This window comes from Arthrobacter zhaoguopingii, assembly GCF_009828595.1.
In the GTDB taxonomy this organism is placed as follows: Bacteria; Actinomycetota; Actinomycetes; order Actinomycetales; family Micrococcaceae; genus Arthrobacter_D; species Arthrobacter_D zhaoguopingii.
Genome location: NZ_WPNY01000003.1, coordinates 366,173 through 382,824, shown reverse-complemented (window position 1 = coordinate 382,824; position 16,652 = coordinate 366,173). Strand labels below are relative to the sequence as shown.

At 67.9% G+C, this 16,652-nt stretch carries 19 protein-coding genes; 8 read left to right on the top strand and 11 right to left on the bottom strand.

Translation table 11 applies throughout. The features are described from left to right. Window positions 1–65 precede the first annotated feature (65 nt). Window positions 66–1,460: a flavin monoamine oxidase family protein gene (locus GVV86_RS06445; RefSeq protein ID WP_159617440.1), complete on the bottom strand. Its 1,395-nt coding sequence runs from the start codon at window positions 1,458–1,460 to the stop codon at window positions 66–68. 254 nt (window positions 1,461–1,714) lie between these two features. Here GVV86_RS06445 and GVV86_RS06440 point away from each other — a divergent pair, with 254 nt between their 5' ends. Next, window positions 1,715–2,074: a hypothetical protein gene (locus GVV86_RS06440; RefSeq protein WP_159802124.1), complete on the top strand. Its 360-nt coding sequence runs from the start codon at window positions 1,715–1,717 to the stop codon at window positions 2,072–2,074. Here the strand turns inward: GVV86_RS06440 and GVV86_RS06435 are convergent. Beyond that, entirely contained in the window at window positions 2,071–2,976 is a 906-nt protein-coding gene (locus GVV86_RS06435) for a DUF4031 domain-containing protein (protein WP_159802122.1), read from the bottom strand. The genes GVV86_RS06440 and GVV86_RS06435 overlap by 4 nt on opposite strands. A gap of 153 nt (window positions 2,977–3,129) precedes the next feature. Here GVV86_RS06435 and GVV86_RS06430 point away from each other — a divergent pair, with 153 nt between their 5' ends. Next, the gene (locus GVV86_RS06430) at window positions 3,130–4,224 is read left to right on the top strand and encodes a WD40/YVTN/BNR-like repeat-containing protein (RefSeq protein WP_159802120.1); all 1,095 of its coding nucleotides are present in this window, start codon (window positions 3,130–3,132) and stop codon (window positions 4,222–4,224) included. A 10-nt stretch (window positions 4,225–4,234) separates the two neighbouring features. Then, window positions 4,235–4,522 (top strand): MoaD/ThiS family protein, encoded by a 288-nt coding sequence (locus GVV86_RS06425; protein ID WP_201291371.1) that lies wholly within the window; start codon window positions 4,235–4,237, stop codon window positions 4,520–4,522. A 96-nt stretch (window positions 4,523–4,618) separates the two neighbouring features. Here the strand turns inward: GVV86_RS06425 and GVV86_RS06420 are convergent, their stop codons facing one another. The 6 genes from GVV86_RS06420 to GVV86_RS06395 all read right to left on the bottom strand — a co-directional run bounded on the left by GVV86_RS06420 (window position 4,619) and on the right by GVV86_RS06395 (window position 9,944). Continuing rightward, window positions 4,619–6,241, bottom strand: coding sequence for a 5-oxoprolinase subunit B/C family protein (locus GVV86_RS06420; protein WP_246669892.1), 1,623 nt, complete (start codon window positions 6,239–6,241; stop codon window positions 4,619–4,621). Window position 6,242: 1 nt separating this feature from the next. After that, the gene (locus GVV86_RS06415; RefSeq protein ID WP_246669891.1) at window positions 6,243–6,992 is read right to left on the bottom strand and encodes a LamB/YcsF family protein; all 750 of its coding nucleotides are present in this window, start codon (window positions 6,990–6,992) and stop codon (window positions 6,243–6,245) included. A 79-nt stretch (window positions 6,993–7,071) separates the two neighbouring features. Further along, window positions 7,072–7,323, bottom strand: coding sequence for a CDGSH iron-sulfur domain-containing protein (locus GVV86_RS06410; protein ID WP_159802112.1), 252 nt, complete (start codon window positions 7,321–7,323; stop codon window positions 7,072–7,074). Beyond that, window positions 7,320–8,351, bottom strand: coding sequence for an iron-containing redox enzyme family protein (locus GVV86_RS06405; protein ID WP_159802110.1), 1,032 nt, complete (start codon window positions 8,349–8,351; stop codon window positions 7,320–7,322). Before GVV86_RS06405 ends, GVV86_RS06410 begins: the two co-directional genes overlap by 4 nt. A gap of 207 nt (window positions 8,352–8,558) precedes the next feature. After that, window positions 8,559–9,026, bottom strand: a complete 468-nt coding sequence (locus GVV86_RS06400) for a DUF4383 domain-containing protein (protein WP_159617431.1) — start codon at window positions 9,024–9,026, stop codon at window positions 8,559–8,561. A 36-nt stretch (window positions 9,027–9,062) separates the two neighbouring features. Continuing rightward, window positions 9,063–9,944, bottom strand: coding sequence for a manganese catalase (locus tag GVV86_RS06395; protein ID WP_159802108.1), 882 nt, complete (start codon window positions 9,942–9,944; stop codon window positions 9,063–9,065). 283 nt (window positions 9,945–10,227) lie between these two features. On the opposite strand from GVV86_RS06395, the gene GVV86_RS06390 reads away from it, so the two are divergent. The 3 genes from GVV86_RS06390 to GVV86_RS06380 are packed head-to-tail and all read left to right on the top strand — an operon-like array spanning window position 10,228 to window position 12,127. Next, the gene (locus GVV86_RS06390; protein ID WP_159617429.1) at window positions 10,228–10,989 is read left to right on the top strand and encodes a hypothetical protein; all 762 of its coding nucleotides are present in this window, start codon (window positions 10,228–10,230) and stop codon (window positions 10,987–10,989) included. Further along, window positions 10,989–11,441 (top strand): phage holin family protein, encoded by a 453-nt coding sequence (locus GVV86_RS06385; protein ID WP_159617428.1) that lies wholly within the window; start codon window positions 10,989–10,991, stop codon window positions 11,439–11,441. The genes GVV86_RS06390 and GVV86_RS06385 overlap by 1 nt, the downstream gene beginning before the upstream one ends. After that, window positions 11,438–12,127: a DUF3618 domain-containing protein gene (locus GVV86_RS06380; protein ID WP_159802106.1), complete on the top strand. Its 690-nt coding sequence runs from the start codon at window positions 11,438–11,440 to the stop codon at window positions 12,125–12,127. The genes GVV86_RS06385 and GVV86_RS06380 overlap by 4 nt, the downstream gene beginning before the upstream one ends. A gap of 64 nt (window positions 12,128–12,191) precedes the next feature. Here the strand turns inward: GVV86_RS06380 and GVV86_RS06375 are convergent, their stop codons facing one another. Both GVV86_RS06375 and GVV86_RS06370 read right to left on the bottom strand, forming a co-directional pair. After that, window positions 12,192–12,641, bottom strand: coding sequence for a cysteine hydrolase family protein (locus GVV86_RS06375; protein ID WP_246669890.1), 450 nt, complete (start codon window positions 12,639–12,641; stop codon window positions 12,192–12,194). Between the two features lie 76 nt (window positions 12,642–12,717). Continuing rightward, window positions 12,718–13,053 (bottom strand): hypothetical protein, encoded by a 336-nt coding sequence (locus GVV86_RS06370; protein ID WP_159802102.1) that lies wholly within the window; start codon window positions 13,051–13,053, stop codon window positions 12,718–12,720. A 482-nt stretch (window positions 13,054–13,535) separates the two neighbouring features. On the opposite strand from GVV86_RS06370, the gene GVV86_RS06365 reads away from it, so the two are divergent. Beyond that, on the top strand, window positions 13,536–14,414 hold the full coding sequence (locus tag GVV86_RS06365) for a DUF2382 domain-containing protein (protein ID WP_159802100.1): 879 nt from the start codon (window positions 13,536–13,538) through the stop codon (window positions 14,412–14,414). Window positions 14,415–14,601: 187 nt separating this feature from the next. Beyond that, window positions 14,602–15,021 carry a MarR family winged helix-turn-helix transcriptional regulator gene (locus GVV86_RS06360; RefSeq protein WP_159617423.1) on the top strand — a complete coding sequence of 140 codons (420 nt, stop codon included), beginning with the start codon at window positions 14,602–14,604 and terminating at the stop codon, window positions 15,019–15,021. Window positions 15,022–15,034: 13 nt separating this feature from the next. Here the strand turns inward: GVV86_RS06360 and dnaB are convergent, their stop codons facing one another. Beyond that, window positions 15,035–16,411, bottom strand: a complete 1,377-nt coding sequence (gene dnaB / locus GVV86_RS06355; protein ID WP_133404248.1) for a replicative DNA helicase — start codon at window positions 16,409–16,411, stop codon at window positions 15,035–15,037. Window positions 16,412–16,652: the final 241 nt, after the last annotated feature.

The following is a 16,652-nucleotide window of genomic DNA, read 5'->3' as shown; positions in this document are numbered from 1 at the left end:
ACGTTCGATGGGCTGTCGACGGCTATCCCCGGGCTGATGGGCAGGAGGTGGCCGCCGTGCGCTGCCTAGTGGATGGTTGCAGCGCTTCGGGCGGCAAGGGCCGCGATGATCTGGGTGGCGGTGAGCTGGCCCATGCGGATCGCTCCGTCGACGTGCTGGTACCCCTCCGCAGCAAGGTCCGAGCAGGACCAGTGAATGGGCCCGACCGGGGTGAGCTGGTGGCGTCCATACCGGTGCAGGCCGCCAAGGTCATAACTGGAGGCATAGGCGCCGCGGGTCCACTCCTCCGATGCCCAGTCCGATTCGTAGTACACCTCGGGGTGAAGTGCCTGGGGGCCGAGGAAGCCTGCGATCGATTCGAGGATCCGTTGCCGGCGTTCGGTGGGCTCCAGCTCGAACATGGCGTCGGCTTTCTCGTCCGAAACGAACCCGACGAGCGTTCCGCGGCTGTCGCCGTGGTTGGTGTTGTCGTAGACCTCCTGCACGATGGATCCTGCGCTGAATCCGGTGCCCGACAGGCCGTTGTCCCGCCAGAACGGACTCGAATAGACGGCGTGCACCTTGATGACGAGGCCGAGGGACTGATGCTGGTGCATCTGGTGCTGCCGGCGTGGGAGGGCCGGCACGTACGAAATCCGCGAATACAGGTTCGGCGGCACCGCTACCACGGCGTAGCGGGCCCGCACGGTGGCATTGTCCGCCTCAGCGGTCACCTCGGTTCTCCCGTCCGGATACTCCGACCAGCGCAGGGTGCGCACCGGATTGTTGAGGAGGACGGCCCCTCCGAGCTCGGCGGCCATCCGCTCGGAGACCGACTGCATGCCGCCCACCACCCGCTTATCGAGGATGAAGTCCTCGTCCACGAGGTGGGAGAAGGATCCGGCGGATGCCGCCATGAGGACCGCCTGGAGCGCGGAGAAGGCGTGGGCGGGCTTGGTGAGCATGCCTCCGGCAATGAACAGGCCAATGTTGTTGCAGGCCTCCTCGTCGTCCGACTGCTGGCGCAGCCAGTGATGGAACGAGATGGTGTCGAGCTCACGGGCCTGCGGGTGCTCCCAGGGTGCCTTGACGTTCATCTGGCCGACGAGCCCGTCAAGGACGTCGATGAGACGCGCCATTTCGGTCTGCGTGCCGGAGGAAACCGGAAACATCTCGCCGGTATAGCGGACGGGCGTTCCGTCGGCCCCAATGTAGACCGATTCTCCCTCGCGGTAGCGGGAGTAGGTCTCCATCCCGAGTTCCTGAAGCAGCCCCAGCAGTGCCGTCTGGTCGGGTGATACCCACTGGCCCCCAACTTCGAGTGTTGCGCCCTCGATAACATCCGTGTGGGTCCGCCCACCGACCCGGTCGCGGGCCTCCAGGACCGTCACGGTATGGCCGGCCCGGTGCAGCTGGCGCGCCGCGGTGAGCCCTGAGGGCCCGGCGCCGATGACGACGACGTCGCTTGTGATGGTCTGCATGGGATTCTCCAGAGGTGGAATGACTTAGATCACAAAATGAATGGCATTCATTTACGAAGAACTGTAGAGGACCGCGGAGGGTTTGGGAAGCGGATGTTCATGGATGACGGACTCAAGGATCGGTCGATGGGTGCTGCTCCGCCCGGCGCTTCCCGGTGGCCGGACTTGCACCGAGCGCCACTGCCTACTGGCGGTCCCTGCATCACCTAGGCTTGATGGGACAACGGAGCGGGCACGAGACCCAGGGGAAAATCATGAAAATCGGCCGAAAACAGTACGTTTCCGGCGCGGCACTGCTGCTTACGAGCACCCTCTTTGTGCCGCAGGGCGTGTCCGAGTTCGCCACCTCCGCCGCCACGGGCGAACCGGTTGCCCCGACGGCGGGGCTCAACCTTGCGGTCGGCATGGCAATGGTCCTCGCCGCAGCGGCCCTGCTGGCCTGGGGTTACTGGTTAACGCACCGGCGGGGGGCCCCGCCGAGGGGTCCGGTGGAGGACCCCGATGAGCCACTCTTCCGTCCCGGCTACGGCAGCCGGCCGGAAACCCCCGACTGGCGCGAGCATCCGCTGCGGCCGCGCGACGGCGACGGCGGAGCCGGGCCGACCGGCCGCTAACCGGCCGCGGGAGCTCCCGGGAACCCCAGCCGGGCCAGTTCGGCCGACAGATTCTCCCGGGCCCTCCGGTCCCAGAGTGCCGCGCCCTTCTCGGTGGAGAAAAGCGGATCGAGGTCCAGCAGGTGCCGGACGACGTCGGCGCGCCCGGTGGTGAACGCGTCGTCCGGCACCTGGGCGTACTCCCTCCGCACCGCCGCGGTGTAGGCGTCGTAGTCTCCGCCGCTGCCGCCGAGCACCGCAAGGTCCGCGTCGCAGAGCAAGGCCCCCGCCCGGTCGCCGGCGCCCGGTGCATGGGTGCGGGTCAGCAGCACCAGCCGCTGCACCTCGGAGACCTCGTCGGGAGGCAGCACCCCGTGCAGCAGGCCCGCGGCGAGCCCGGCCGACGTCTCCTCGTCCTGCCCGGCCTTCCCGGCGTACACGGCGTCGTGGAACCACGCCGCCAGCAGCACCGGCCGGCGCAGCCCGGCGTCATCGGGCTCCAGCAGCTGATCGAGTGCCTCGAGCACCGCGAGCAGGTGCCGGAGGTCGTGGTAGGCGCGGTGCGGCTCACTCCACCGCTCCACCAGGCCGGCCCCCAGTTCCGCCGTTCCGGGCAGGAGGGCCTCCCACCGGCCGGCCAGCACCGTCCTCAGGCGTTTAGCGCGGCGGCGGGCCGGGATCCGGAGTCCGCTGGCGACGAGGATCCGCGTCAGGTCCCCTCCGCTCACCTCCACCGCGCCCCGGCGCACGAGATCGGCGTAGCGGCGGGCCGGCACGTCGTAGTGGTCCTCGTCGAAGGCCCGCTCCGGCACTCCGGCGTCCGCCGCGAAGGCGTGAAGTTCTGCCAGTGAGTCATCGGAGATGAGGTGGGAGAACTCGGTGCCGTGGGCCGGCCACCGGGGCGGGTCGATGAAGATGGCCATGAGGGAAGTCTAGTGAGCGGTTCCAGGCCGGGATGCCACCGCCGCGACGGGGTTTCCGCGGGGGGCCCGACGACCCTGTACAGATCGGGTGGCGTGTGCCATTCTTCCAATGTTCCTGCGACATCCCGTTTACGCAGCCATTTGGGGGCAGCCATGAACGACCAGGCGACCACGGTGCTGGCCATCGGCACCAAGAAGGGACTCTGGCTGGCCACGAGCCGGGACCGCCGGTCCTGGACCCTGTCCGATCCGCTGTTCCTCATGCAGGAGGTCCCCGGCGTCGGCATCGACACGCGAGGCGGGCGCACCCGCATCCTGGTGGGCACCCGATCCGAACACTGGGGGCCGTCGGTCGTCCACTCGGACGACCTGGGCGCCACCTGGACCGAGCCGGAACGCGGAAGCATCGGTTTCGCTCCGGACGACGGTGCCGCCCTTGAGCGGATCTGGCAGATCCAGCCGGACTCCGAGGGCCGGCCGGGGGTGGTGTGGGCCGGGTGCGAGCCGATCTCCGTCTGGAAATCCACCGACGGCGGGGAGCACTTCGAACTCAACCGCGGCCTCTGGGACCACCCGCACCGCAGTGAGTGGGGTGCGGGGTACGGCGGGGCCGCGGCACACACCGTCCTCCCCAGCCCTGCCGACGACTCGATCCACGTCGCCATGAGCACCGGCGGGGTCTACCGCTCGGTGGATGGCGGAACCTCGTGGGAGCCGCGCAACCGCGGAATCTCCGCCTATTTCCTGCCCGATCCGCAGCCGGAGTTCGGACAGTGCGTGCACAAGATCGCCCGCGACGCCGGGAACCCGCGGCACCTGTACGCGCAGAACCACCACGGCGTCTACGCCACTCCGGACGCCGGCGATACCTGGACCTCAATCGCCGAGGGGCTGCCGTCTGACTTCGGCTTCGTCATGCTCGCCCATCCGCACCGGCCAGGCACCGCGTGGGTCATTCCGCTGAAGGCCGATGGCGAGCGGATCCCGCCGGACGGCGAACTTGCGGTGCACCGCACCGACGACGGCGGCGGGTCCTGGTCCCGGCTGCACCGCGGCCTGCCCTCCCGGGAGTACAACGCCGTGCTGCGCGATGCCGCCGCCGTCGACGCCGCCGACCCCGTCGGCGTGTACTTCGGCACCCGTGGCGGCAGCGTGTACGCGAGCACCGATGAGGGTGAATCCTTCGTTGAGGTCGCCTCCCACCTTCCCGACGTCCTCACGGTGCGCGCGGCCGTCGTCGCGAATTGAGCGTTCCGCCGTGGATTCCGTCAGCGTCCTGATTCCGACCCTGCTGCGCCCGCTGGTGGAGGGGCGCAGCGAGGTGGTGCTGCCGGCGGAAGCGCCGATGACCGTCGGGGGCGTCCTCGACCGGCTGTCCGAGGGGAGGCCGCTGCTGGAGCGGCGGATCCGCGATGAGACCGGCGCACTGCGGCGTTACGTGAACATCTATGTCGAGGGCGAGGACGTGCGCCGGCTTGAGCTCCTCGACACGCCGGTGGAGCCCGGCGACACCGTGATGGTCATCCAGTCGGTGGCAGGGGGCTGACCCGGGGACCGGGTCCAGCGGCTTCCATCGACAGTGCAGAACCAACCGGCCGGGGGGCCTCCCCACGGTAGGTACTGCGTCCTCGAGGGGAAGGCCTTACCCTGCCGGGAAGGGCGAGTGCCCGGGGGACGCCTCGAACCGGAGCTCCGCACCGGGCGGCAGCTGCGCCGCCCGGTCGAGGTCTTCGGAAATCACCACGCCGATCACCGGGTATCCCCCGGTCACGGGGTGGTCGGCGAGGAACAGCACCGGAAGTCCCGACGGCGGCACCTGAAGGGCTCCCCGCACGGCGCCCTCACTGGGCAGTTCTCCGGATTTCACCCGCTGCAGCGCCGGGCCCTCGAGGCGCAGGCCGACCCGGTTCGACTGCGGCGTGACGGTCCACCGCGCCGCGCACAGGCGGGCGGGCTCCCCGTTGGCAAACCAGTCGGCCCGGGGCCCGGGCACGATCCGCAGGACCGCCGGCCGGGACACGGCCGAGGGCAGCTCGGGGATTCCCACCGCGCTGCCGGGGGCGGTGCCCGCACTGAGGAACCCGCCGCGGGCCAGGGGCTCGGGACCGAGGCCGGAGAGGACGTCGGTTGACCGGCTCCCCAGGACCGGGGCCGCCTCCCAGCCGCCCCGGACCGCGGTATAGGTGCGCAGCCCCTCGGCGGGCGCCCCAACCGCAAGCGTCTCCCCGGCCCGCATCAGGAAGGGAGCGCAGGTGTCGACGCTCCGTCGGGTCCCCCCGGGCGAGGTCACCGCCAGGGGTGCCGGAGCCCCGGTCACCGCCAGCACCAGTTCCGACCGGGCCTCGAGCACCAGGCCGCCGAAGAGCGATTCGACGACGGCGGCGCCGGGCGGGTTGCCGACCAGGCGGTTCGCTTGGCGGCAGGACCCCCGGTCGAGCGCTCCGGAACCCGCGACGCCGAGGGCCGCGTATCCGGGACGCCCGAGATCCTCGAGCACGCTGGACAACCCCGGCTCGACGACGAACGCCCCGGGGCCGGGAACGGGGACTGAGATCTTTCGGGGCGCTCCGCGGCCTCGCCGGGCGGGCAGGGCTCCCGAGCCGGGGGCGGACGCCGCGCCGCGCCGCGCCGCCGTGCTGACCGACTCCCGGACGGCGGTGAAACGCACCCGGTTTCCGGGCCGGATGAGGGCCGGCACGTCCCGTCCAAGGTCCCACAGCACGGCGTCAGTACGCCCGATCAGCTGCCAGCCGCCGGGGGATTCACGCGGATAGATGGCCGAATAGCCTCCCGCCAGGGCCACCGAGCCGGCGGGAACCGACGTCCTTGGCGACGCCCGGCGCGGCACCTCGAGCCGCAGGTCGCCGCCGGTCAGGTAGGCGAACCCCGGTGCGAAGCCCCCGAAGGCGGCGGTCCAGTCCTGCGAGGTGTGGGCGTCGACGACGCCGGATTCACTGAGCCCGGCGTGCCGGGCCACCTCCGCGAGGTCGGCGCCGTCGTACATCACCTCAATGTCGATGCGGGCCTCTTCGGACCGGGGTCCGACGGAGAAGTCCAGCGAGCGGATCCGCCGGGCGATCCGGGCGGCCTGCCGCGCGGACCCGGCGGTGACCAGGACGGTCTGTGCGGCGGCCACGACATCGACCTGGCCCTCGGACGGCTCCGCGTCCAGCTGCGCCTGCAGGCTGAGCACCTCCGGCAGGCCGGGCAGCTCGACGAGGACGGCCCGGTCCCCCACGGCACGGATCGAAACACCGGCATCCATCTCAGGCGAAGCCCGCGATGGGCACTCCCGCACCGATGAGGGCATCGTGCACGGCCGCGGCCATCCGTACCGCCCCCGGGGTGTCGCCATGGACGCAGATGCTTTCAGCGGCGATATCCACCCAGGATCCGTCCACCGCACGGATCCTGCCTTCGGTGGCGATCCGAAGGACATGCTCGACGACCCCGCCGGTGTCGTGCAGCACGGCGCCCGCCTCACGCCGGTCGACAAGCGTTCCTTCAGGGGAATAGGCACGGTCGGCGAAGGCTTCAACGACGGTCCGGAGGCCCGATGCGCGGGCAGCGCGTTCGATTTCCGAGTGCGGAAGGACCAGCAGCGGCAGGGTTTCATCCACCCCGCGCACCGCATCTACGACCGCCCGCGCGTGGCCCCGGTGGTGGACGATGGTGTTGTAGAGCGCGCCGTGGGGTTTGACGTAGGAAACCCCGGTGCCGGCCGCGCGGGCCAGCGCCTGGAGCGCGCCGATCTGGTAGATGAGGTCGTCCGTCAGCTCCGTGGGCGCGACGTCAAGGAACCGGCGCCCGAAGCCGGCCAGGTCGCGGTAGCCGGGGTGCGCGCCGACCGTCACGCCCGCGGCCGCCGCGGCCGCACAGGTCGAGCGGATGCCGGTGGGGTCTCCGGCATGGAAGCCGCAGGCCACGTTGACGCTGGAGACCGACCGGATCACCGCGGCGTCGTCGCCGAAGGTCCAGTTACCGAAGGATTCCCCGACGTCGCTGTTTAAATCCATTCGATCACCGCCACCCATCGACCCCGGGACCGAATTCGGCCATGGGTCGAGCATAAACGCGGATCGCGCACCGGCGCAGCTATGGCGCGGGAGGCTCGGTCTTGAACCCGATCAGCTTATGGGACCCGTCGCAGTAGGGCTTGAGGACCGAGGCCCCGCACCGGCACAGCGCCACGGTGCGCCGGGTCCGCGGCAGCGCCTCACCGTCGGGGGTGACCACCTCGAATTCGCCGCGGACCAGTAGCGGGCCGTCGGGGCAGGCGACAATCGAGGCCGCCGGAGTTCCGGTTCGGGCGGCCCCGGCGCGCGGGGCCGGATCGGCGGGGTTCATGCGGCGAACGACCGGTCCGGCTGCAGCGAGGAGCGGCCCTCCGCCCAGGCATCCATAATGTGCCGGGTCATCCAGGAATCCACGAGCAGCGCCGCCGCGGCGCCGAAGAGGACGTCGCCCAGGAGGCGGGGGTCGGCCTCGACCAGCCCGCCAGCGAGGTCGCGTCCGGCGATCTGCTCGTGGACGGCGTCCGCCTCGACGTGCTCCTCGAAGTATCCGGTGGCGTCCTCCCCGAAGCCGTGGCGGGCGAACCCGCGGGCATACAGGCGGTTGGGCTGGGAGGAGGTCATCTCGTACGCGGTCAGATGTCCCACGATCGCCCCGCGCAGGCGCCGGTTCAGCCCGAACAGCGACATCATGTTCGTCGAGGCGAGCGTGATGGCGGGAGCCGCGTCAACGTAAGCCCCGTAGGTATCATCGAGGCCAACGGCGCGCATGGTCCGTGCGAAGAGCGCCGAATGCATCCGGTCCGGATGTCCTCCGCCGTACTCGTCCGCCTGGATCTCGACGAGGGCGGCCTTTGCGCGCCCGGTCAGGCGGGGGATGGCCCAGGTGTGGGGGTCCGCTTCCTTGAGCTGGTAGATCGACTTCTGGATGAGGAATTCGCGCAGCTGCTCCGCGTTTGCCTCCTTGGCGACGAACCGCGACATGCTCGGTCCGGTGTCCTCGCCGGTCAGCCGGAATAGTTCAGCGGCCACGGCCTCGCTGGTGGGCTCCGGAGCCGCGCCAACCACCACGGCCCTACGCAGCCGCTCCTCAAAGGCTGCCTCGATCAGCTGGCGGACCCGGATCAGGCCCGGGTCCCACTCCCAACCTTCGGCGGCGCCGTCGAGGCCGGAGTAGTGAAGTTCGTACAGGCAGAAGAGGGTCAGCTGAAGGTCATCGTCCACGACGACGTCGGCGGTGCGGGCGAGCGCGGCACGCACCGCGTCCTCGAGGTCCTGGATCCGGGCCGCCGCGGCGGGCTCATTGGTGACGATCTCCAGGAGAAGTGCGCTGACGTTTCCGCGCGCCGTGGGCTGCTTCATCGAACACTCTTTCTGTCTCGGGCCGGCTTTTTGGTTCAGGCCGGAGAACCGGGGTCACGGTGGAACACTAAGCATACTTGGTTTCATTTCGTCGGCGACCAGTTTCCCCAGAGCAGGGAACTGCCGGGGCACCCATCCCGTAGATGGACACCCCGGCAGCGGTACCGCCCCCGCCCCCAGCGGCGGAAGGCGGCGGATAGGGCGGCGTTACCGGAGGGTGCTGGTGCGGCTCGTCGTGCGGCTGGCACTGCGGCCCAGCAGCAGGGCGAGGGCGATCATACCGACGCCCAGGACGAAGTGCAGCCAGTCATCGGCGGTGTTCAGCGGCACGAAGTTGGCCGCCGAGGTCTTATCGATGAACAGGCCGTACAGCCAGAGGACGAGGTAGATGACGCCGCCCCACAGCAGGTAGTTCTTCGCCCCCGAGGCGGTCTTGGCCATGGCAAGGCCGGCGATTCCATAGAGCAGGTGGACGATATTGTGGAGGATCGACACCTGGAACAGGCCGAGGAGCAGTGCCCCGGACTGGTGCCCGGCGAATGCCAGGGACGCGTAGTTGGTGGTGATGCCCGGGATGAAGCCGAGGATTCCGACCAGGACGAATACCGCCCCGACCGCCTGAGCCGCTTTCTGCACCGCGGTCTTCCCCGTGGCCGTCCTATTGTTCGATGTCATTGCTTCTCCCTTTCATTGGTTGATGTGGACGGAGTGCTATTCGCGGTTCAGTTTGTCCTGCAGGGTCCCGGCGGCCTTTTCCACGACATTGGGTATTTCGGTGGTCCCGTAGAAGCGGGCGTCCGGATGGGTCGGCGGCGGCATCGGCGCGTTGGTGGTCGGCCCTTCGTGGTAGGAAAACTCCCCGTGCCCGTCCGGGGTCGGTCCCGAGGCCCAACTGCCCGAGCCCGCCGCGGCACCGTCGGAGAAGTTGAGGTACTGGTAGGAGACCGGGCGGTGCTCCTTCTGGAGGGGGAAGTTGCTGGGCACTGGCATTGACTCCAGCTTTTCCTCCTGGAGTTCGCGCGCGGCCGCCATCCACTGGTTCTGGTGCATGGTGTCGCGGGCCAGCAGGAAGGAAAGCATGTCCCGCACCCCGTGGTCGTCCGTCATGTGGTAGAGCCGGGCCACCTGAAGGCGGCCCTGCATTTCGGCGTTGGCATTGGCGGTGAAGTCCGCCAGCAGGTTCCCGCTGGCGGTGATGTAGCTTCCCTGCCAGGGGTTGCCCATGCTGTCCGCGGCCCGGGCGCCGGCCCCGGCGACGATGGCCTGCTGCAGGTCGGTTCCCCCGACCACCGCGGCGACGGCCGGATCGGACTGCACTGCGTCGCTGGTAATGCCGAGCGGGGCCTTCTCCAAGAGCTGGGCAATCATCGTGGCGAGCATCTCGACGTGCCCGAACTCTTCAGCCCCGATCCCGAAGAGGAGGTCCCTGTACTTTCCAGGAACATGGGCGTTCCAGGCCTGGAAACTGTACTGGAGCGCAACGGTGATTTCGCCGTACTGGCCGCCGAGGACCTCCTGGAGCTTCCGCGCATAAACTGCGTCGGGTGCATCCGGGCTGGCGTTGTACTGCAGTTCCTGCTTGTGAAAAAACACAGGTAGGTACCTTCCCGATCCCGGTCCGGCCTTGCAGCACCCCACCCTCGAAGGCAGGGCATCCGCCGGACCTCTTGCTTCGACGCTAGACCTGTGATTAGCATTTCCGGAAGATAGTAAGCGTACTTATTTAAAAACTTGCGGAAATGCCCCGGGTGGCTTGCGCGATTAAAGTAAGCATGCTTAGCTTTAGGAAGTAAGTCAGGCGGACGCCGCCGGACGAACGCATCGCTTACACGATGGAGCATCCGTTTCACCGGCAATATCAACGTAAGGAACTAACATGACTACGCAGAATTGGCCGCAGGATCCACTGGTTCCGTCAACGACCGGCACTGACTACGAGAGCGGCACCACCCAGGCCGGCCAGTCGACTACCTCAGTCGCCAAGGGTCAGGCCAAGGAGGTCGGCAAGGAGGGCGCAGGCGCCGCGCAGCACGTAGCGCAGACCGCCGCCTCGGAGGCGAAGAATGTCGCAGCGGAAGCTGGAACCCAGGCGAAGAACCTCGTCAGCGGGCTCGGCTCGGACATCAAGAGCCAGGCCGGCGCGCAGCAGCAGAAGGCGACCGAGGGCCTGCGTTCGATCAGCGACGAGCTCCGCTCGATGGCGGACAAGTCCGACAACAAGATGGTGTCCAACCTGGTGCAGCAGGCCTCCCAGCGCACCAGTGCCGTCGCCGGGTGGCTTGAGAACCGTGACGCCACCGACATCCTCGACGACGTCAAGGGCTTCGCCCGGCGCCGCCCCGGAGCCTTCCTCGCAATTGCCGCCGGAGCGGGCCTCGTGGTCGGCCGCCTCACCCGCGGTCTGACCGGAGCGCAGGCCGACGCGAAGTCGGACCAGGACCGCCTCAGCGGGACGCCGGGCACCGACTACGGCACCCCGTCCTACGCCGGCACCGCGACGTCGATGCCGCAGACCTCCAGGGGCAACCACGTCGCCGAGTCCTCACCGGCCTTCGTCGACCCCGCCGCCGACTACCCGACGATTCCCCCGGGAACCCCGCCCGTGGGCACGCTTCCTGATGAAAGGGATCTGCGCTAATGAGCGACGCATACACCGGCGGAGCCCACTCCGCCGCTCCGCCGCCTCCCTCGGAGGCTGAACAGCGGGCCGCCAACAATTCGGTGGGCGAGCTGCTCTCGGACGTGACCCGCAACCTCTCGACGCTGATGCGCCAGGAAGTTGCACTTGCCAAGGCTGAGCTGACTGAGTCAGGCAAGAATGCGGGCAAGGGCGCTGGTATGTTTGCCGGCGCCGCCGTAGGAGGGCACTTCGTGCTCCTGTTCCTGTCCCTCGCCCTGATGTGGGGACTGGATGTCCTGATGCCGATCGGTTGGGCCGCGGTCATCGTCGCGGTCATCTGGGGCATCATCGCCGCGATCCTCGCGGCAATGGGCAAAAAGGAAATGAAGCAGATCCGCGGCCTGCCGGATACGGCCGAAACCATCAAGGAAATTCCGCCAACACTGAAACCAGGTGAGCAGACCCCATGAGCCAGACTCCAGAAGAAATCCGCGCCGACATCGAGCGCACCCGACGTGAACTTGGTACCGATGTCGACGCAGTGGCCGATAAGGTCAACCCGTCCAACATCGCGCACCGCCAGACCGAGAAGGTCAAGAACACCTTCAGCAACGTCAAGGATTCAGTAATGGGCAAAGCAGACGACGTGAAGTCGAACGTAATGGGCAAGGCAGATGACCTGAAGTCCGGCGTCTCCGACAAGGCCGGCTCGACCACCGGTTCGGCGAAGTCAGCAGCACAGCAGGCCGGCCACGCAGTGCAGGATGCACCGCGTCAGCTCACTAACAAGGCCGCGGGAAACCCGCTCGCCGCAGGCCTCATCGCCTTCGGTGCCGGCTTGCTGACGGCTTCGTTGATCCCGGCAAGCCAGAAGGAAAAGGAGGCCGCCTCCGCCCTGAAGGAGCAGGCCGCCCCGCTTGCCAGCGGTGTTGCCGATACCGCCAAGGAAGTTGTCGAAGGACTCAAGGAGCCGGCTCAGGAGGCAATGGAATCCGTCAAGGAGACCGCCGCCCAGTCCGCCCAGAACGTCAAGGAGGAAGGCCAGCAGGCCGCCTCCGACGTCAAGGACAAGGCGCAGGACGCCAAGGGCCAGGTCCAGGACTCCAGCAGCTCCAGCAGCTCCAGCAGCTCCAGTTCCAGCCCCCGCGGGTTCTAACCACCCCGGTGCGGGAACAGACTGCACCTAGGTGAAAGGGGAGGGCGCTCGGCGCCCTCCCCTTTCACGTATCCCCCATGGGCGTCCGCCCGCTGTGCCGTTGTGTCCAGGGCGAGGACTTGAGCGCCTGGAGGAGCGGCTCTCCGGAGAGCACCGGCTGGCGGTATTCGTCTGAGAGGATCGTGAGCATGGAGGAGGCGTAGTCCTTCTTGGTGCTGGTGATGGCATCCTCCGCGAAGGCCACTCGAAAGTTGTGTGCGAAGGCGTCGGCCGACGTGTGCGCGATGCAGTTGTGCGTCGCTACGGCTGCCAGCACCAGCCCCTCCACCTCAAGGGCCCGCCGCCTTCCGGCCAGGTCTGTGCCGAAGAAGGCGCTGTCACGGGTCTTCACCACCCGCTCAAAACCCTCGGCCTCCAGCCCCTCGACGAGCTCCGCCTGACGGCTTCCGGCGTAAAGAAGGCCTCGGTCGTCCTCGAGCATGCTCAGCGTCCAGGTGGACCCTCGGTCGATCACGTTCCCCCGCGGGCGGTCCCAGGGCGCGCGGAGTTCTGCCGCGGGCCTGGCGGTGCCGCCCGAACCTCGCTGGCAGCTACCCCTCCGCGGCGGCCGTCCTGCCCTCATCCATCGGCATGAGCGCCACGGCAGGCGGTACTGGCGCCATGGCCCCCACGGCGGGCGGTGCGGGCTCGGCGGTCAGGAGCGGCACGACCTCGTCGGCCCGCGGCGCACCCACGAGGCGCTCCACGTCGCTCTCGGCGATGCCGGCAGCCGCAGCCGCGTCTTCGCGGCTCACCCCCGCGTCCAGCGCGCGCTCGACGGCCTCACGGCACACCAGCGCGAGCCGGTCGCGTTCGAATTCGGCATTTTCAAGGTCGGCCGCGGCGACCATGATGCGCTTGATGCGCTCGTCGTCCATGTCGGGCATAGCGGGCCTTTCGGTTTTCGCCCGGGGCGGGCGCTGGAGCAGGGCAGGAGCAGCGAGGGCGCAGAAGAAGGTCCGCCGGAAGCAGAGTGGAAAACAACCCAGAAGAGACGGGGGCGTCAACGCATCGCTTCGGACGCCCCCTGGAGCGGCCCGGAATCTTTCACAGGCCGGGGAGGCAGCGGAAGATCCGGGAATCTCCCGCTGGGGATTCGCCGTGGCCTTTGGCTGGACCTTCCCTCGATTCTACGGAGCACGCCCCGGTTTTGCGAAGCCACGCCGTACCGGAACCGGCGGACTCCGGTGGGTCCGCGTCGAACTTTCTCGGGATAAAAGCTAAGCAGGCTTTCAATTAACTACTAAGTGTGCTTACTCTAGAGGCCGGTGGTCCCTTGGGGGGAGAGTTCAAATATCCCATCACCGCTGACCTCAGAGCCAGGAAATTTCAGTACCCCTCAAATGAGCTACAGCAGAAGGAGAACGACATGATTACCCAGGAAAACATCGATACCATTCTCAGCCGCGGCGGCAACGTCATCGGATCCGACGGCGACAAGATCGGCTCGATCGGCCAGATCTACCTCGATGACCAGACGGGCGAGCCCAGCTGGGTCACGGCCAAGACGGGCCTGTTCGGTACCTCCGAATCCTTCGTCCCGCTGCAGGGTGCCGACGTCGAGGGGAACGACGTGCGCGTCCCCTACTCCAAGGCCCAGGTGAAGGATGCTCCGCGCATCGAGTCCGACGGCAACCTCAGCCCCGAGGAAGAGGACCGCCTGTACCGCCACTACGAGCTGGGCGGCACGAGCGGCTACACCGACACCACGGGAACCGCCGGCACGACGACGGATACCGACCGCCGCGATACCGACTACGTCGACACCGACCGTCGGGACTCGGACTACGTTGAGACCGGACGCCGGGACACCGTCGGCCACGACACCTCCGGCCCGACCACGGACGATGCCATGACGCTCTCCGAGGAGCAGCTGCGCGTCGGCACCGAACGCCGCGAGGCCGGCCGGGTGCGCCTGCGCAAGTACGTGGTGACCGAGAACGTCACCAAGACGGTCCCCGTCTCCCGCGAAGAGGTCCGCCTCGAGCGCGAGCCGATCACCGACGGCAACGTCGGGGCGGCAATGGACGGCCCGGCGATCAGCGAGGAGGAGCACGAAGTGATCCTCCACGAAGAGCGCCCCGTTATCCAGAAGGAGGCCGTACCGGTCGAGCGCGTGCGTCTCGATAAGGACACGGTGACCGAGGACCACACGGTCAACGAGGAAGTCCGCAAGGAGCAGATCGACGTGGACGGCGACGATCGGAACGGCATTAACGATTCGAACCGCCGCGACGGCCGGATCTAACTGGTCAGCCGTGCGATGGGAAGGCCCGGAGCGCCGCGCTCCGGGCCTTCCCCATTCACGCCTCCGCTTGGCCGCCCGATTGGATCAATCAGGGGCAGGGATAATAAGTATGCTTCCTATTCACCCAACATTTGTTTAGAGTGGTGGATAGGACGACCGCAACCACCTAGTGGAAGGACACTCCCTCATGCCGGAGTTGAACGAATGGTCGACCAGCCGCCTCCTGACCACCGCCGCCCGGATCGTGGAACACTCCTGGAACGAAAAGCTGCTGAGCATCGGCATCACCCACGCGGGTCTGACGACCCTCGGGGTGCTGGCCCGGGAAGGCACCATGACCGGCGTTCGGCTGGCGCAGCTGGTCCACGTCCAGGCTCAGACGATCGGCCGGACCCTTGACCGCCTGGAAAAGCGTGGGCTGGTTACTCGGTTGAGGAATACCGCGGACCGCCGCAGCCAGCGCATCACCATCACGTCGGCCGGCCTCAAGGCGCTGGAGAAGGCCCAGAATATCGAGCACGAGCTGATGCCCGAGGACGGGCTCGCCTCACAGGACCTCCGGAACCGGCTCCAGACAGTCATCAACGAGCTGGGCCCCCACAAGTAGGCAGGCGCGGAGCCTAGAAACCTCCGCCGTCCGCCGCCATATTGTTGAACCGCGAGTAATGGCCCTGGAAGCCGACCACAATCGTCTTCGTGGGGCCATTACGGTGCTTGGCCACAATGACGTCGGCCTCGCCGGCCCGGGGTGATTCCTTGTCATAGACGTCGTCGCGGTGCAGCAGGATCACCATGTCGGCGTCCTGCTCGATCGAACCGGATTCGCGGAGATCCGAGACCTGGGGGCGTTTGTCGGTCCGCTGCTCCGAACCGCGGTTCAGCTGCGACAGGGCCACCACCGGGACATTGAGCTCCTTGGCCAGCAGTTTGAGCGCTCGTGAGAACTCCGAGACCTCCTGCTGCCGTGATTCGACCCGCTTTCCCGAGGACATCAGCTGCAGGTAGTCGAGGACCACGAGCTTGAGGTCGTGCCGCTGCTTCAGGCGCCGGCACTTCGCACGGATCTCCATCAGGGACATGTTGGGGCTGTCGTCGATGAACAGCGGCGCGTCATTCATGCGCCCCATGGTGGTGGCGATCTTGCCCCACTGTTCATCCTTGATGGTTCCCTTGCGCAGGTCCTGGAGGCCGATGGTTGCCTCCGCGGAGAGCAGGCGCATTGCGATCTCGTTCCGCCCCATTTCGAGGGAGAAGAAAACCGTCGTGAGGTTGTGCTTGATGGCCGCCGAGCGCGCCCAGTCGAGCGCGAAGGTCGACTTACCCATGGCCGGACGCGCGGCGACGACGATCATCTGGCCGCCGTGGAGGCCCTGGGTGAGTTCGTCGAGCTCGTAGAAGCCCGTGGGCACTCCGGTCATGCCCTCGCCGCGGTGCCCGGCGGATTCGATCTCGTCGACGGTTCCCTCGATGATGTCCTTGAGCGCGACGTAGTCCTCTGCCGTCCGCCGCTCGGCCACGGCGTACACCTCGGCCTGGGCGGCGTTGACGATGTCATCGACCTCTCCGTCGTTGGAGTAGCCAAGCTGGACGATCTTGGTACCGGCATCGACGAGGCGGCGCAGGACCGCCCGCTCGCGCACGATCTCGGCGTAGAAGCCGGCGTTGGCGGCGGTGGGAACCGACTGGATGAGGGTGTGAAGGTAGGCGGGCCCGCCGATGCGGGAGATCTCGCCGCGCTTGGTGAGTTCATCCGAGACGGTCACGGCGTCCGCCGGCTCACCACGACCGTAGAGGTCGATGATCGCCTCGTAGATGCTCTCGTGGGCGGGCCGGTAGAAATCGATGCCGCGGAGCACCTCGACGCAGTCAGCGATGGCGTCCTTGGAGAGCATCATGCCGCCAAGCACCGACTGCTCGGCCACCAGGTCCTGGGGAGGCGTCCGGGCGAACTCCGGCGACCGGGTGTCCTGTGATGAGTCTGCATGTGCCAAGGACACGGGCGCCGCCTTCTTCCGTTAAGCTCTCCCCTCGGCAGCCTGCCAGCCCTCTGGCTGACCGGCTGGGCCGGGGTCGGTTACTGAAGATGTATCACCCGGCACTCCCATTCGTGAGGGATCCTCCGCAACGCTAGCCGCCGCCGGGCACGGCACCAAGCGCGCTCCCCACAGGCCCTGTGGATTACCTGTGGACTTCGCGGCGTGTCTTGTGCACAGGATGTGGAGAAGCCTGTGGACAACA

Excerpts from the sequence above, each read along its gene's own strand:
- GVV86_RS06445 (WP_159617440.1), bottom strand. The coding sequence starts at position 1,460 with ATGCAGACCATCACAAGCGACGTCGTCGTCATCGGCGCCGGGCCCTCA.
- GVV86_RS06440 (WP_159802124.1), top strand. The coding sequence starts at position 1,715 with ATGAAAATCGGCCGAAAACAGTACGTTTCCGGCGCGGCACTGCTGCTT.
- GVV86_RS06435 (WP_159802122.1), bottom strand. The coding sequence starts at position 2,976 with ATGGCCATCTTCATCGACCCGCCCCGGTGGCCGGCCCACGGCACCGAG.
- GVV86_RS06430 (WP_159802120.1), top strand. The coding sequence starts at position 3,130 with ATGAACGACCAGGCGACCACGGTGCTGGCCATCGGCACCAAGAAGGGA.
- GVV86_RS06420 (WP_246669892.1), bottom strand. The coding sequence starts at position 6,241 with ATGGATGCCGGTGTTTCGATCCGTGCCGTGGGGGACCGGGCCGTCCTC.
- GVV86_RS06415 (WP_246669891.1), bottom strand. The coding sequence starts at position 6,992 with ATGGATTTAAACAGCGACGTCGGGGAATCCTTCGGTAACTGGACCTTC.
- GVV86_RS06410 (WP_159802112.1), bottom strand. The coding sequence starts at position 7,323 with ATGAACCCCGCCGATCCGGCCCCGCGCGCCGGGGCCGCCCGAACCGGA.
- GVV86_RS06405 (WP_159802110.1), bottom strand. The coding sequence starts at position 8,351 with ATGAAGCAGCCCACGGCGCGCGGAAACGTCAGCGCACTTCTCCTGGAG.
- GVV86_RS06400 (WP_159617431.1), bottom strand. The coding sequence starts at position 9,026 with ATGACATCGAACAATAGGACGGCCACGGGGAAGACCGCGGTGCAGAAA.
- GVV86_RS06390 (WP_159617429.1), top strand. The coding sequence starts at position 10,228 with ATGACTACGCAGAATTGGCCGCAGGATCCACTGGTTCCGTCAACGACC.
- GVV86_RS06385 (WP_159617428.1), top strand. The coding sequence starts at position 10,989 with ATGAGCGACGCATACACCGGCGGAGCCCACTCCGCCGCTCCGCCGCCT.
- GVV86_RS06380 (WP_159802106.1), top strand. The coding sequence starts at position 11,438 with ATGAGCCAGACTCCAGAAGAAATCCGCGCCGACATCGAGCGCACCCGA.
- GVV86_RS06370 (WP_159802102.1), bottom strand. The coding sequence starts at position 13,053 with ATGCCCGACATGGACGACGAGCGCATCAAGCGCATCATGGTCGCCGCG.
- GVV86_RS06365 (WP_159802100.1), top strand. The coding sequence starts at position 13,536 with ATGATTACCCAGGAAAACATCGATACCATTCTCAGCCGCGGCGGCAAC.
- GVV86_RS06360 (WP_159617423.1), top strand. The coding sequence starts at position 14,602 with ATGCCGGAGTTGAACGAATGGTCGACCAGCCGCCTCCTGACCACCGCC.